This is a genomic window from Leifsonia sp. 71-9, assembly GCF_001898805.1.
In the GTDB taxonomy this organism is placed as follows: domain Bacteria; phylum Actinomycetota; class Actinomycetes; order Actinomycetales; family Microbacteriaceae; genus Leifsonia.
On sequence record NZ_MKVJ01000008.1, the window covers coordinates 1 to 14,401 of the forward strand.

General features: G+C 64.3%; 11 protein-coding genes and 2 pseudogenes. 8 read left to right on the forward strand and 5 right to left on the reverse strand.

Annotated features, from left to right (window positions below; all coding sequences use genetic code 11):
* From BGO91_RS04940 to BGO91_RS04965, 6 genes and pseudogenes are all read left to right on the forward strand, one after another.
* Positions 1 to 934: pseudogene (locus BGO91_RS04940) on the forward strand (hypothetical protein); the annotation flags it as partial.
* The gene (locus tag BGO91_RS04945) at positions 931 to 2,733 is read left to right on the forward strand and encodes a TraM recognition domain-containing protein (RefSeq protein WP_290471760.1); all 1,803 of its coding nucleotides are present in this window, start codon (positions 931 to 933) and stop codon (positions 2,731 to 2,733) included. The pseudogene BGO91_RS04940 and the gene BGO91_RS04945, both read left to right, overlap by 4 nt.
* On the forward strand, positions 2,733 to 3,137 hold the full coding sequence (locus BGO91_RS04950; RefSeq protein ID WP_290471761.1) for a hypothetical protein: 405 nt from the start codon (positions 2,733 to 2,735) through the stop codon (positions 3,135 to 3,137). The genes BGO91_RS04945 and BGO91_RS04950 overlap by 1 nt, the downstream gene beginning before the upstream one ends.
* Positions 3,134 to 3,604: a hypothetical protein gene (locus tag BGO91_RS04955; protein WP_290471762.1), complete on the forward strand. Its 471-nt coding sequence runs from the start codon at positions 3,134 to 3,136 to the stop codon at positions 3,602 to 3,604. The genes BGO91_RS04950 and BGO91_RS04955 overlap by 4 nt, the downstream gene beginning before the upstream one ends.
* Positions 3,605 to 3,716: 112 nt before the next feature.
* Complete coding sequence (locus tag BGO91_RS04960; RefSeq protein WP_290471763.1) at positions 3,717 to 4,160, forward strand: single-stranded DNA-binding protein; 444 nt, start codon at positions 3,717 to 3,719, stop codon at positions 4,158 to 4,160.
* A gap of 299 nt (positions 4,161 to 4,459) precedes the next feature.
* Positions 4,460 to 6,439 carry an AAA family ATPase gene (locus tag BGO91_RS04965; RefSeq protein ID WP_290471764.1) on the forward strand — a complete coding sequence of 660 codons (1,980 nt, stop codon included), beginning with the start codon at positions 4,460 to 4,462 and terminating at the stop codon, positions 6,437 to 6,439.
* Between the two features lie 554 nt (positions 6,440 to 6,993).
* Here the strand turns inward: BGO91_RS04965 and BGO91_RS04970 are convergent.
* Entirely contained in the window at positions 6,994 to 9,765 is a 2,772-nt protein-coding gene (locus tag BGO91_RS04970) for an AAA family ATPase (protein ID WP_290471765.1), read from the reverse strand.
* Positions 9,766 to 10,039: 274 nt separating this feature from the next.
* Positions 10,040 to 10,891, reverse strand: a complete 852-nt coding sequence (locus BGO91_RS04975) for an ArdC family protein (protein ID WP_290471766.1) — start codon at positions 10,889 to 10,891, stop codon at positions 10,040 to 10,042.
* A 354-nt stretch (positions 10,892 to 11,245) separates the two neighbouring features.
* On the opposite strand from BGO91_RS04975, the gene BGO91_RS04980 reads away from it, so the two are divergent.
* Positions 11,246 to 11,530 carry a hypothetical protein gene (locus tag BGO91_RS04980; protein ID WP_290471767.1) on the forward strand — a complete coding sequence of 95 codons (285 nt, stop codon included), beginning with the start codon at positions 11,246 to 11,248 and terminating at the stop codon, positions 11,528 to 11,530.
* A 178-nt stretch (positions 11,531 to 11,708) separates the two neighbouring features.
* Here BGO91_RS04980 and BGO91_RS04985 read toward each other — a convergent pair.
* A pseudogene (locus tag BGO91_RS04985) lies at positions 11,709 to 11,873 on the reverse strand (ArsR family transcriptional regulator); the annotation flags it as partial.
* A 112-nt stretch (positions 11,874 to 11,985) separates the two neighbouring features.
* Between BGO91_RS04985 and BGO91_RS04990 the strand changes: the two are divergent.
* On the forward strand, positions 11,986 to 13,032 hold the full coding sequence (locus tag BGO91_RS04990) for a transposase (RefSeq protein ID WP_290471770.1): 1,047 nt from the start codon (positions 11,986 to 11,988) through the stop codon (positions 13,030 to 13,032).
* A gap of 36 nt (positions 13,033 to 13,068) precedes the next feature.
* Here BGO91_RS04990 and BGO91_RS04995 read toward each other — a convergent pair whose 3' ends face one another.
* The gene (locus BGO91_RS04995; RefSeq protein ID WP_290471768.1) at positions 13,069 to 13,746 is read right to left on the reverse strand and encodes a cation transporter; all 678 of its coding nucleotides are present in this window, start codon (positions 13,744 to 13,746) and stop codon (positions 13,069 to 13,071) included.
* Positions 13,743 to 14,087, reverse strand: a complete 345-nt coding sequence (locus BGO91_RS05000) for a metalloregulator ArsR/SmtB family transcription factor (protein ID WP_290471769.1) — start codon at positions 14,085 to 14,087, stop codon at positions 13,743 to 13,745. Before BGO91_RS05000 ends, BGO91_RS04995 begins: the two co-directional genes overlap by 4 nt.
* Positions 14,088 to 14,401: the final 314 nt, after the last annotated feature.

Genomic DNA, 14,401 nt, shown 5'->3' on the forward strand with positions numbered 1-14,401 from the left:
CAGCGTCGGTCCCGGCAAGGCCGCCCGGATCAACCTGCTGGATGAGGGACCGCGAGATGCGTCGTTCTCGGATGCCGACTGGAACCAAAACGTCCTCCAATACCGGCGGGCGACGGTGAAGACGATCATCCGCCGCCTCCGCGAAGGCGGGAACCTGGAACCGGTCGAGCACACCGCCCTCGACGTCGCACTCGACGCCCTACGCGGCCAGTCCACGGTCACCATCACCCACGTGTACGACCGTCTCGTCGATCCCGAGCAGAGCCAGCCGCTGGAGGTGGTCGAGGCCGGCCACCGACTGGGGCACTCGCTCCGTCGGATGGTTTCCGGCGATCTCACCGGGTTCTTCGACGGGCCCTCCACCGTTCGGTTCGATGCGGATGCCCCGATGATGGTCGTCGACACCTCCGCGCTGAAAGGGGCGTCCCCGGAGGCGCAGGCGCTGGCGCGGCTGGCGACGGCGAACTGGATCCGCCGTTCTTCGCTCGGCGCGAACCGGCAGGCGCGAGTGATTATCCACGAGGAGGCCGCCGTTGAGCTGCTCAACGACGTCTCCGGCGGCGACGGTCTCGCCGACCGGGTCGAGGACGAGAAGGTCGCACGCCACCTCGGCACTTCCAACTGGTACCTTCTCCACCGAGTCGCGGACCTGGACGCGCTGGGTGACCGCAATAGCGCCCTGCACTCCCGTGCGCTTGGCCTGTTGGCCGACTGCGAGACTCGCATCTCGTATGCGCAGCACTCGGGGGAGATCGCGAGGTCGCGGGAGATCCTGGGCTGGAACGACACTCAGGCCGACCTGGTCCGCAAGCTCCACAAGGGGGAGGGGCTCTGGCAGATCGGTCAGGACCGCGTGGCGAAGGTGCGCAACATTTGCACCGACTACGAGCTCGGCATCTTCCGTACCGACGCCATGGGCGGTGAACGAGCATGAGAACCCACGGCTCCTCCTGGACACACGTCGCCCTCTACAGCCTCTTCGCCCTCGTCGTCGCCGGCGGGCTCTCCACCGGCATCGCCACCGCGACCATCACCGCCATCTGCGGCGGCGGCCAGCCAGACAGCGTCTTCGCCGGTCTGCAACTGGCCATGGGCGCCGACCCTTCCGGCTTCAGCTTGGTGCCGGGGTGCGTAGCGCCGGTCACCCTAATCCGGGTCCTCGATCTGCTCGCCGTCTTTCTCCTTCTGAGCGTGATCGCTGTCGGAGTGATCTGGTGGCTTCGCTACCGGCAGTCGGACCGGCACTTCATTAACGACCTCCGCGGCCGCGACGGGCTCGCCAAGCCCGGCGAAGTCCGCAAGCACACATCCGCACGCACTGCTCTTCGCCGCGCCAAGACCCTTCGGCCGTCGCTGGTCACCCCTGCGCCGTCTGCGGCTGGCTGGAAGGTGGGCAGTGCGCATGGGCAGGACGTCTATGTGTCGATCGAGGACTCGATCGTTGTTGAGGGCGCGCCTCGTTCCGGGAAGGGCTACCGGTTCATCATCAACGCCATCCTCGACTGGGACGGCCCGCTCATCACCACCTCCACCCGCAACGACAACCTCGCAGCAACGATGCGCGAACGCGCCCGGGTCGGCGACGTTACGGTGTTCGATCCGCAGGAGCTCACCGGTGTCCGCTCGGCGCTTCGCATCTCCCCAGTCGCTGGGTGCGAGGACCCCCTGGTGGCGGACCAGCGCGGGCAGGCGATCATCGCCGGCACCGCGCTCGGCGCGTCGAAGACCAACCAGGAATGGGCTCAAGTGTCCTCGTCGGTGCTCTCCCGACTGCTCCACGCTGCAGCAGTTTCGGAACGTGGCACAGATGCGTTGGCGCGGTGGGGTTCCAACCCGCGGCTCGCACGCGAGGCCGTTAGTGTGCTCGCAAACCAGGGCAGTCCCGGTTGGTCGGAAGACTTGGACGCGATCATCAACGGCGATGAGAAGCTCCTGGCGAACTCCTGGTTCGGCGTCTTCGGCGCGCTCCGCCCACTGTCCATCCCGTCGATCCGGAGGGCGATGACCCCGGGGCAGGGGGAGCAGTTCGACCTTGATGCGTTCCTCGCCGGGTCCAACAGCCTCTACCTTGTCGGAACCGGCGCCGGCGCAGGATCTGTTGGCGGGTTCCTCGGCGCGGTCCTCGACGACGTCGTCGAAACGGCACGACGGAAAGCTCTCGCCTCGCCGGGGTCGCGGCTGGATCTCCCGCTCGCGCTGGTCCTGGACGAGATCGCGAACATGTTCTCCTGGCCTGCGCTGCCACGGATCATGGCCGATGGTGGCGGCATCGGAATCTCCACCATCGTCGTCCTCCAGGCCCTCTCGCAGGCCGAGACCGCCTGGTCGAGGTCTGAGGCCGACACGATCTGGTCGGCGGCCACTGCCAAGCTGCTCCTCGGCGGCGCATCTGACGTCGACCACCTCCGCGACATCGAATCGCTTCTTGGGACTCGGCGGACCCGGAACACGGGGCACTCCTATAACGACAACGGGTCGTCCACGAACGTGCAGAACGAGAAGGTGCCGGTGATGACGATCGATGAGATCCGCCGGATGCCCGAGACTGTCGGGCTGCTCGCGTATCGCAACCGTCGCGGAATCCTGCTTGACCTGCGGGGTTGGACCGACCGTGACGACGCCCGACGGGTCAGCGCGGGGAAGAAGCTCACCGAGCGCGACCAGCAGGTCGTGTTCGCCGAACAGTACCAAGCCGCGCTCGATCGTCGAGGATCAGCGGGAGAGGGAGACTGATGTCCAACCGTCGCCGTCCCGCCCGGGACAACACGTACCGGACCAACTATCTGCACTCGGGAGCCTGGTTCGCCCGCCGCGACCGCTGGTTCCTCGAGGAAGGGTCCCGCAACGGCACAATCCGCTGCGCCCTCTGCCTCGGCGCCGGCAGCGCCCGCACTCTTGAGTTGCACCACCTCGACTACCGCGGCGTCACCCAAGCCCCGCACGGCTGGACCGCCCACGAGCAGCACGAGGACCTGACGGCCCTGCACCCGCGCTGCCACGAATACGTGCACCAGCTGATCGACCGCGACCGTGCCCTCTCCGGTTTCGTGTCCCGCCGCACCGCGTCGATCCAGGCCATCGCCCGGCTACAAGCAAAGATCGCCCACTACATCGAAGCGTCCCTGGAGCAGCAGTGACCGACGACATCCCCCTCGACGACCTCGTCGCCTCCCTCGCAGAGGGATGGGAAGACCAAGCGCCCCGGCAGAGCCCGGGGATGCTCGGCATCCGCGTCATCAACTGGCGCACCCTGGTCGACGAGGACGCCCCGCAGGTCTGGGCCGACCTTAGAAGCTGGGTGGTCTGGTTTACCCACCGCTACAACATCGCTACGAGGAAGATCCCGCCCTGCTGGTTCAAGCACGGCGCGCTCGTCGAAGAACTCTCCGCCCTGCACACTGCCTGGCTGGTCTCCTACGACAGCCTCGACGCCGGTTATGGGCCAATCGGCTGGCACGAACGCCTCGCCGTCGCCGTGCCCCGACTGGCTACTTGGTACAGCGGCGAATGCCACAACGGCCACACCGAACTCCCACAAACCGGCAACGACAACATACCCGCGGAGTGGGCCGAGTGGATCCGCCAAAGCCACGGCTCCGGGTAGTGCGCCGTGGCCCGCGTTGCGCGCCTTCTGCGCGCATTTTCCGAACTCGAACCGGAAGTTCTAAGTGAAGAGCGACCCAACCCGTGGCCGCCAAATCGGAAGGAACAGAACGATGAGCACACGAGTCCCGATCAGCATCGAAGGCAACCTCGTCGCCGACCCCGACTACGGCGAATCCCAGAACGGCACCAAGTTCGCCAAGTTCACCGTCGCGGTCACTGACCGCAAGCTCGAAGACGGCAAATGGGTCGACGGCGACACCCAGTACCACCGCACCACCGTCTTCGGCCGCACCGCCGAGAACGTCCGTGCCAGCCTCGCTAAGGGTGACACAGTGATCGTCAACGGCAACCTCGAGTTCCGTCACTGGACCGACCAGGCCACCGGTGAACCCCGTGCCGCCACCGAAGTCGTCGCCGAAAGCGTCGGCCCGTCGCTGCGCTATACCACCGCGGAGGTCACCCGACGCTCCCCAAAAGCTGAGGGCCCGGACGTACCCGCGACCGGGCCTATTGCCAGCAAGAACTCTTCCGGCCCCTTCCCGTCCGTGGCGTAGAGGGCAAGGTGGGGACGCGCAGAGGCACGTCCCACCTTGTTCGAGTGCGGATACCAGCTAGGGCGCGCAGCACCGCCGCGATGGATTTCGGCGGCCGAAGCGGACGACGCCTTGCCGCGCGTGGGCACTCGAGTGCTGTGGTGCCAGCCCTTCGCTGAGCCCATTCGTTCGGTTTGGTTGCCTTCCTTTGAACCCCCAAACAAGGGGCCATTCTCAGCAAACCCCCAGCCGTGCCCTAGGCTGAGAATGGAGGAGCAGCGATGCGAATAACACGAGCAAGGATCACGAACTATCGCTCTGTGGTGGACTCAACCGAGTTCCTGGTAGAGCAAGACAAGACGATCCTGGTCGGGGTGAATGAGGCCGGGAAAACAGCGCTGTTGAAGGCACTCCAGTCGATCAACCCTCCGGCTGAAGCAGGTCGCCTCGACTACTTGTTCGACTATCCGCGATCACGACTCAACGAGATCCAGCGAGGTCAACGCAGGGTCGAGGACATCCAAGTCGCCGAGGCGACATTCAGCCTTGACGATGCTGACCGGGGCGCTCTTCCCGCGTCGGTCACTGTCCCAGAAACCGCGACGATCACGTGGCATCGTTACATGGACAATTCGCTCAAGTACAGCCTGCAGGGTTTCCCCGTGACTCCGACAATCCGGGATGCACGGCAAGACTTAGTGCGGCTGCGTGCGTACGTCGCGAAGCAGGAAGAGCCAGAGGACGCGCTGGCGGAACTCGACTCAGTTCTAGAACTATCCGACGGAGAAAAGCTCCTGGGTGGACCCAACACCTCTCTCAAGAGCGCGCTCAACGAGGCCCTTCCGCTCGTCGATGAGGACGACGAAAAGGAGATCGGCCGTTGGCAAAAGCTGATGGGTCTCGCGGACACTGGAACTGCAATCGCGGAGGTGTACACCACGCTCCGCGACAGGCTGCCTCTGCTTGTCTACTACTCGAGCTACTTCACTGTCCGACCTCGCATCGATCTTGAGTCACTCGCCGCGCGCGAGGCACGAGGTGACATCGACAACGAGTACGACTTTGGCAACCTATGTCTTCTGAAGTTCCTGGGCTTCACTGCCCAGGAACTGTCCGACCTCGCCAAGGGCGCCCCGGAGAAGCCTCACGACTACGAGACCAACGAGGACTCGCGAGAACGTCACGACGCGGCTGTCGAGGCTCACGAACGCAATCTTGACAGCAGGCAATACCAGCTGAACGCCGCCAGCGTCACCCTTACCCAAGACCTCCGTCGAGTCTGGGGAGATGAAACTCTCACTCTCCGGATGGTCGCCGACGGCCAGTATCTGAAAGTCATGGTCGTTGATGACCTCGGCGTCGAGGTCGAACTCGACCAGCGCAGCGAAGGTTTTCGATGGCTCGTCTCGTTCTTCGTCGTGTTCCGAGCACAAGCAGAGGACGCTCTCGAGGGAGCGATCCTCCTCCTTGATGAACCGGGACTGAGCTTGCACGCCCTCAAGCAGCAGGAGTTTCGCAAGACAATCTCCCTGCTCGGGGAGAACAACCAAATCATCTACTCGACACACTCACCATTCATGGTCGGCTCGGACGAGCTCGACCTGGTGCGCATTGTCGAGATGAAGGAGCGCGCCACCGGCACCCAAGTGCACTCGCGCCTCCAAGTCGATGATCCACGCTCGATATTTCCGCTCCAAGCCGCGTTGGGCTATGAACTGGCACAAAGCATGTTCTCCCAAAAGCGAAACCTCGTCTGCGAGGGTGTAACGGACATGTTCTACCTCAACGCGACCAACGAGGCGGCCGAAGCCGAGAGCGCTGATTCATTCAAGAACTCTCCGGCCATCATTCCCGCTGGATCGGCAAGCAAGGTCGCCTATTTCTGCACCATCTATGCCGGCCAGAACCTGAACGTGGCCGCGTTGTTGGACTCTGACAGCGCCGGCGATCAGGCAGCAGCCCAGGATTGTCTCGTAGCCCTATTGCCAAAGAAGGCTGTACTACGGGTTGGCGATTTTCTGGAAACGGCCGTGAAGGGCGCCGAGATCGAGGATCTCTTTCGATCCACGGTTGCCGACGTTGCGAAAGAGCTGGGCTGGGACAGCACCGCCACGATCGGGTCTCAGCCCGGGCGGCCCATTATGGAAATCCTCGCAAGCGAACACGGCAAGGCAGTCTCGAAGTGGAAGCTGTCGAAGGCTTTTATCGGGTGGATCCGCGACCACGGATACTCCGCTCTTCCGGCACCTGAACGGGCCGCTTGGTCCAGGCTCGTCGCGGCAGTCAACAAGGCGCTGTAGAGGACATCGAGCCCAAGTTGGCGTTGGACTAACCTTGCGGGCACGGGTGACACCGGCCTGACAATGGACGGACCCGGGGCGCTCGCCCTCAGCGCCAGTAGCTCATCTGTAGGCAGATGCCGGCTGTTCGGTGCAGACTATCGCCGTGAGTATGCAAGCGCCGTCGCCTAGGCCGTGGGGGGTCTCCGACGCTGAAGCAATTGAGTTGTGCCGGGAGTGGATGGTCCACCTTGGCGCATCCGACGCGCGCGTGACTGAGGAAGCAGCTCATGACGTCTGCGATCTGTATAGCTCGCACTTCCTCGGCTGGGTCGAAAACCGACGGGGCAACCTTGATGTTGACCCTGTTGAGCGTGCCGCCGCCACCTCGGCCGGGGACGGGCGATTCCCTCTGCTGTTCATGCCGGGGGGCGTGTTCCCGGAGGCGCGCGACCGGGCTGACGCGCTTGGCGTCGCACTCCTTCGGTTTCGGGCACGGGACGGCGCGCTAGACGGCGTCAACGGGCTCGGCCGAGAGGCTCGGAGTGTCGGACTAGCAACGCCCTAGCCCTACGTCATCGGCCGAGGACCGCATCTCCATTTCGAGGCGCCGTTGTGGACGGCCCCGTCTCCTTCTGGGCTGCGCGATTCAATTCAAGTCGTGCGGCTGCCCGGGACGCGTCTAGAGTCTCTTCGATGGACTGCCGCTGCATCATCTCGACGAGTTGCGTTCTAGCGGAAGCTTCGGTTGGCGCAACGAGAACAATGTCGTTCTTCTCCTTGCCCCGCGTAAGACCAACGTAAAGCCCAGCGGCGTCTACACCGGGTCCGACGAGCGCACGATCCGTGGTCTCGCCCTGGACTCCGTAAACTGTTGATGCGTACCCCAGGTGCATGTGAGCGTGGGCGTATTCGTGGCTGACCTTCTTGAGGTCGGTCGAGTCAGCCGAGGATGCGAGAATCACGTGTTCTGCTGTGATTCGCTTGACCACCCAATGCTGACGATTCTGGACATCCGATCCGCGATCGTTTCGTCGGGTTTGTACTATGTCGCCCACAAAGATCGGCTGACCAGATTGACCCGAGGTGCAATCGCTTGTGTCGATCTCGCCTCCTCGGATTCGGCGACTTTGAATATCCTCACTGATCGTCAACGCTTCGGCGTGCGTCGCAGAGATCAGCGCGATCGACTGTCGCTGCCGCTCCGCATCGAACCAGGCTGAGACCATTCCGGTTCGCGCCCCGGCCTCGCTGTTGGCGAGGACAACATGGCCACCGGCCACGAGATCGTGGGCGACGCTCTCGGACGCGGCGCGTCCTTGCGGATCGCGCAATCTCAACGTCAAGTCTGCCCAGACGGGATCCTTGAATCGATGGATCGTCATGAGCTCGACCTGGTCTGCGGAGTGGGACCAGAAGAGAGCCATCGCCCCGGAGTGACCCACAGGCAACGCTTGACGTTCGTCGCCTACGAGTGCCACCGTCGCCTGGGTTCGCTCCAGCACCTCGACGAGCGCGTTAGCCGCCCCGAGGTCGAGCATCCCGGCTTCGTCCACAACGATCCGATCGCCGGGATGGATTGCAAGGTGCGGACCGTCGTACACGCGCCCGGTGTTGCGATCGATTTCTCCGATCTGGAGGCAGCGCCAATCAGTTCCGCCGGCCCTGTTCGTAGTCCACCGCCAGCCATAGTCATGCAGTAGTTGATGCAGAGACGAAGACGCACTCTGCGTCTCACGGCCGGCCACGGCCGACGCCTTCTTCGTCGGCGCAACGATGATCATGTTGCGGCCACGTCGACGAAGCGCTGCACCTGCGACTTTGAGCATCGTTGTCTTGCCCGTCCCGGCAGCGCCCGACACCGCGACACTTCTCGAGGAGCCGGCTATGGCCGCTGCACCAGCGACTTGGCCCCTGTCTAGCGAACGTTCTGGTTCTACAACTTGCGCAACTGCGTTCACTTCAGCTGTGCTCAGCGCCGCGCCGGGAGCCGAGATCCGTTCGATCCCTTGTGTGAGGGTGGCTTTCAAAGTCGCGGTCGACGTGGCCATTCGTCGCTTAATGTGCGCCGGTATATTCGTCTCACTGAGCAGCGTGACGGTGTAAGTGCGGGTGGCGAAGGCGATGACTCTATCGACGAGCTCAGCCAAGTGTTGCCGGTCGGCAACGACGCCGGAACTCGCGATCGCCCGAATCGCGCCGGCCAGAACGTCCATGTCGCTGAACCGACCTCCTGTGCCGGTGGACCGGGTGTCGGCGTCAACGATCGCCCTAGCCGCCAGCAGCTCAAGATCGAGGTCCTCGACGCCCACCGAGGGTGCCCGGACCGCGGTCCGTGCCCGGTCGCTATCCGGATCGGCGTGCAGAATCTCGGCCATGACTACGGACGCCCAATCCTCCTCATTCAAGTGACCAGGCTTGTTCGGTCGACCCGCCGCCCACGCCCACTGATCGATCTGAGCCAGCACCGTGGACGAGGGCTCCTCGCCGGGGTGCTGCTCCTTCCACTGCCGAAGATGCGCGGCCTTGTTCGATTCGATCTGCGCGGAGCGCTTCGACAGTGGCCTCACCAGATGCTGCAATTCTCCGATCTCCCCGTCCGAGTTCAGGGTGAAGCCTTTGGCAGCCAGGGCGGCGATCCACGTTGGGTCGGTCCTGGAAGCGAGGTCGCCCTCGGCGTTTACGACGTTCTGGAACCGCAGCGCGACTCTTGTATCCACGTTCGACCACTTGCCGTCGAGCCCCTGGACCTTGACGTTCAGCCAGAGGTGGCGGTGCTTGTGCGGGTCCAGCGACCGCGACCGCTCATGCCGCAGCTCGACTACTTCGATGCGAGCGAGGTCTTCCCGGATAGCGCCCTGCTTGCCGCGTCGAGCGTTGAGCTCGCTCTGCCACAGCTTGATGATTCGGTCCCGCAACCGGTCCTGCAGATCCTCGTACGCGGCCGCCAACTCGGGGTCCAGGATCGCCGCGATCGAGAACGACTTCGGTGCGTTGATCGTCGCATCCAGAATCAGATCCGCGACCGGCGACTCCAGATCCCGGCCCCGACGCTCGCCCGTGAGCGGGTCGACACCGTCGACCCAATCCTTGAGCTGGGACCGCGTGAGAAGGTCGTCGCGGATGGCGCCGTTCTCGACGATGTAGCGGGTCATCACAGCGTCCGCGTAGCCGGCGGCGGCGAGCGCGCCGTCGGCGGTCTTGGCTGTCAGGGTGGCGTCGCAGACGCCGCCGAAGGCGTAGTGGACCGCCTGCTTGACCCCTTGGGCTGCCTGTCCACGCTTCCAACGCGCAACTCCACCTCTCACACTTAGAACTTCCGGTTGCGCGCGCTTCTTGGCGCGCACAGAGCGCGCACACTCAAAGAGTGCCTACGTGCATTCGCTTTTTCCCTTTGGCTTGTCCTCCTTCTGGTCTTCTCTTGTTTCTGGTCTCGTTCTCTCGTTGGGCTTCCTCCTCTTGGGTTCCTTCGTTGCTTGTTGTCCCTTGGTCTCGTCTTTTCTTGTCACGGCCACCTCTCCCGCTCAGCATTTGTCGGTTCTCGCTCCGCCCCCACTTCGCGCCGCTCAGGAGCGCTAGAGAACCCCGACCCACAAGATGGGTCGGGGTTCATTTTCGTGATTACCGGTCGAGCATCTCCGCGATGCTGTGAACCGCCGCGAGGACGCGGGAGGCAGAGTCGCGAATCACGGTGACATCCTCGTCGCTCCATCCGGTGATGTAGCCGATGCTGTACGCGCTGGTGTCGAAGCCGCACAGGCTAGCGACCACGTAGGCGACCGACTCAGCCTCGACTTCCATGCGTCCGCGGTGCTGCCGGTACTCCTCGACGCTTTCGATGTGGCGGAGCTCAATGTGTGCCGTCTCGTGGATCAAAGTCTTCGCGGACTGCTCGACGCTGATGCCTTCCGCCAGGATCACCCGCAGCGCCTCGGGGTCGGTGTACCCGCTGGCATGGGTCAACGGCGCGCGGCTGATCGCCCATCCCCTTAACTCCAGGTGAGCGGTCAGTGGAGCGATGACGCCGTGGTCGTCGCCGCCGGTGAGTCGTTGTGTTGGATCACTCGGGAGTGGGTCGGCCCCTTCGACCGGATCGGTCTGTGCAATGTCGAATACGGACAGAGTCGGGAAGTACCGGATGACGCGTCCTTCGTCTGCTCCGGCGTCGTCGTCTGTGGTCGCGGTCTTCTCGCGATATCCGAAGATCTTGATGGACTTCTCGCCTTTGCGCACCTGTCGCCCCTTAGCCTGCCATTGCCGGAAACCGGCGACCATTGTCGCGTCCGGTTTCTGGGCGAGGATCAGCAGAAGGTTGTTCAGGCTGTAGGTGTGAAAGGAGCGGGCGAACTCGAGGAACGCCCGCCACTGGCCGCTGTCGGCGAGCTGCTGGACCTGCTCCACGATCGACGCGTGCAGTGCCTCCGCCTTTGCTTGTCGGTCCACCGCGGCTCGGGTGATGGTCGTGTTCCTCATGATTCACTTGCTCCTTTGTCCACTCGTCTTTCTTGCCGTTCCGGCACGAAGATCAAAAACGGGTGGAGGCTGCGCAGCGCCGGCTGGAGCGGTTGCTAAGCGGAGGAGCGTAGCGACGGAGTCTGCAAATAGCGAGGGTCGGTCGTGGAGCAGCTGGAGGCCGTTACGATCGCAGGCTGGAATGGGAGAAGACACACACCTTGCGCCAATGCAGTCGGCTCCACGCTCAGGCTTTTTGCTAGTTCGACGGCCGACGGCCGACGGTGACGATATCGAACCGCAACCCTGATGATGAGGGGTGTCCCGATGATCGCGGGCAGGAACCAGAACAGCCAGGACGGGAGAAGCTGCCGCGTGCGCTCGCAACCGGCCGCGCTCACGGCGCTGGGGCCGTCCGCCGACGCGGCCGCGCATAGTGTCGTGTTCGTGTGTACCGCGAACTCGGCTCGGTCTCAAGTGGCGGAGGCGCTCTGGTCGCGCTCCAGCGATGTCCCGGCCGTGTCCGCGGGGACGCACCCGGTGCTCGGGGTCGCGGTGGGTGCGATGCAGGTCGCAGCGCGACATGGCGTCGTGTTGGCGGGACGTCCGAAGCTGTACGCGGATGTCGTCGAGGCCGGAGGCTACGTGATCACGGTCTGACCGAGCGCACGAGGAACTCGGACTCGGTGGCGCTGATCGGTCGATTCCTGAACCGGTCCTGGACGGCAGCTTGAAAGCGTTCGAGGCGGCCTTCGAGGAGATCGCACGCCGAGTCGGCTCCCTGGCGGCACGTCTGGCCCCGAATTAGGTCGTCCGACAGGTGGTCGGGCGAGCTCGGTCACAACGCCGTGGTTAGGACCTTCGACACGCGCTCCAGGTTCCCCGGGACCAGCTTGTAGTACGACCAGGTGCCGCGCTTCGATCGTGTGATGTAACCCGCGTCCAGCACCAGCTTGAGGTGATGCGACACCGTCGGCTGGCTGAGCCCGACCGGTTCGGCCAGCCGATCCCATGACAAATAAGCCGGTCCCGGGCGTCGGAGATCGGCAGGATGTACCCAGGTGCGTCAGCGCGGAAATCGCATTCGAGTTCGCCAACCGAAGGGGACCATCGAAGTGAGCTCGGTCGCTGATCACTTTGACCACGTTGTCGGCGTGGACACGCATGCAGGAACACACACCTATGCCGTGCTGGACGCAGGAACGGGCCCGCGGCTTGTCGCGGCGACGTTCACGACGACGGCGAACGGCCTGAGTCGAGCGCTCGCTTGGATCCGGCGCCGCGCGAACGGCCGCGTCCCGGTCGCCATCGAGGGGGCGAGTTCCTATGGTTCGGGCCTCAGACGAGCGCTGATCGCCGCCGGCGTGGACGTTTGCGATGTCCGTCCACCCAAACGGGCGGCTCGTGCTGGTCGCGGCAAATCGGACGAGATCGGCGCGGTCGCGGCGGTCCGGACCGCGCTTGCCTCTGACGTCGAACGGCTGACGACTCCGCGATCGGACGGACTCCGTTCGGCCCTCGGGGCTCTCTTGGTCGAACGGCGGGCGATGGACGGTCGGCGAACTGCGGAGCGTAACGCGTTGACGGCTCTGCTCCGAGGCTTCGACCTGGGTATGGATGCGCGCAAGCCGCTCACCGATATTCAGGTCCGCGAGGTCGCGGGCTGGCGTCAGCGCGCTGCGGATGACGCCGCGATGATCACCATCCGGCAGGAAGCTCGACGGCTGGCCGTTTCCGTCCAAGCGCTCACACTCGAGCTAGCGGAGAACCACACTGCGTTGGCCAGCCTCGTTGAACAGCTCGCACCTGGGCTGCAACAGCTGCTCGGCGTCGGTGCCGTCACCGGAGCCATCGTCGTCGCAGCCTATTCACACCAAGGACGCGTGCGCAGCGAGGCAGCATTCGCCGCTCTGGCCGGGGCGTCGCCGCTGGAAGCCTCGAGCGGAAACGCAACCAGGCACCGGCTCAACCGGCACGGCGACCGGCAACTGAACCGAGCGCTGGACGTCATCGCCCGGGACCGACTCAGCTGCGACGCGACAACCCGCGACTATCTTGCCCGGAGGCTGGGGGAGGGTAAGAGCAAGCGGGAGGTCCGTCGCAGCCTGAAGCGCTATATCGCGCGACAAATGTTCCCCCACCTGAGCGCGGTTATGAGCTGAACAGGAATGCGCGACGGCCCCGGGCGGCCTTGCAAATCATCCGTGCTGGTGCCCGTGCTCCAGGTGCTCGTCGTCGTCTTCCTTTTCCAGCAGCATGCCGACGGAGGTGGCGCAGGCGTCGCCCTTCCAGGCTTCAATGCCCTCACGGATAGCGAAAACGGCAATTACCAGTCCCGCGATGGGATCCGCCCACCACCAACCGAACAACGAGTTCAACAGCAGGCCGATCAGCACGGCAGCGGAGAGGTAGGTGCAGATCAGGGTCTGCTTCGAGTCCGCGACGGCGGTCGCCGAACCCAGTTCCTGGCCGGCTCGCCGTTCGGCGAGGGAGAGGAAGGGCATGATGATCACGCTGAGCGCGGTGAGCACGATCCCGACCGGAGAATGGTGAACGTCCACCCGGCCGAACACGGTCAGCAAGGAACTGATGATCACATAGGCGGCTAACGCGAAGAAGGCGATCGCGATTACCCGTAGTGTGGGCTTCTCCCACCGCTGCGGATCGCGGCGGGTGAACTGCCAGGCGACGGCTGCAGCAGAGAGGACCTCGATCGTCGAGTCGAGTCCGAACCCGATGAGAGCACCCGAGGACGCGGCGCTCCCCGCGGCGATCGCGACGATCGCCTCGATCAGGTTGTAGCCGATGGTCGCGGCGACGACCCACCGGATACGTCGCTGCAGAACGCCCGTGCGGTCGATGCTGAGAGTGCTCATGCGCAGTGGCATTCCTCGCCCGCGCAGCAGCCCGGTTCCACGAACAGCGTCACCCGCAGCAGTTCATCCAGCGCGGGAGCGATGTGCCCATCGGCGAGCCGATACCAGGTTCGACGACCCTCCGGGATCGCCTCGACCAAGCCGCACCCGCGCAGACAGGCCAGCTGGTTCGACATCACCTGGCGGGACACCCCGAGCGCCTCGGCGAGATCCGACGGGAAGGCGGGCGCCTCACGCAGGGCCAGAAGAATCCCAACCCGGGTCGCGTCCGACAACGCGTGGCCGAATCGTGCCAAGGCGGCGGTGTGAGTGACCGTGGCGGCCGCAGCGGTAATCGTCATGCGATCAATAGTACAGAGAACGCTGTATCAATACGGGCCCGAGACGAGAGAAGGCCGGGAAGAGGAGCCGCACGGAGGCGGCGCTGTCTTTCCTGGATGGAACGCCTCCGGCGTGCTGTTTCCTTAATTTTCTTTCCGATCCGGCAGCCGATCATAGCGAGCTCCATCAGCTCCGTTCCCTCCGATCGCTTTTTGCAGACTCCGCTCGCTGCGCTCCCTGCGCTTAGCAACCGCTCCCTTCGGGCACTGCGCTTCCTCCGCCCGCTCTCGATCTTTGTGCCGGAACGGCAAGAAAAACTCTAATGATCAGTGGT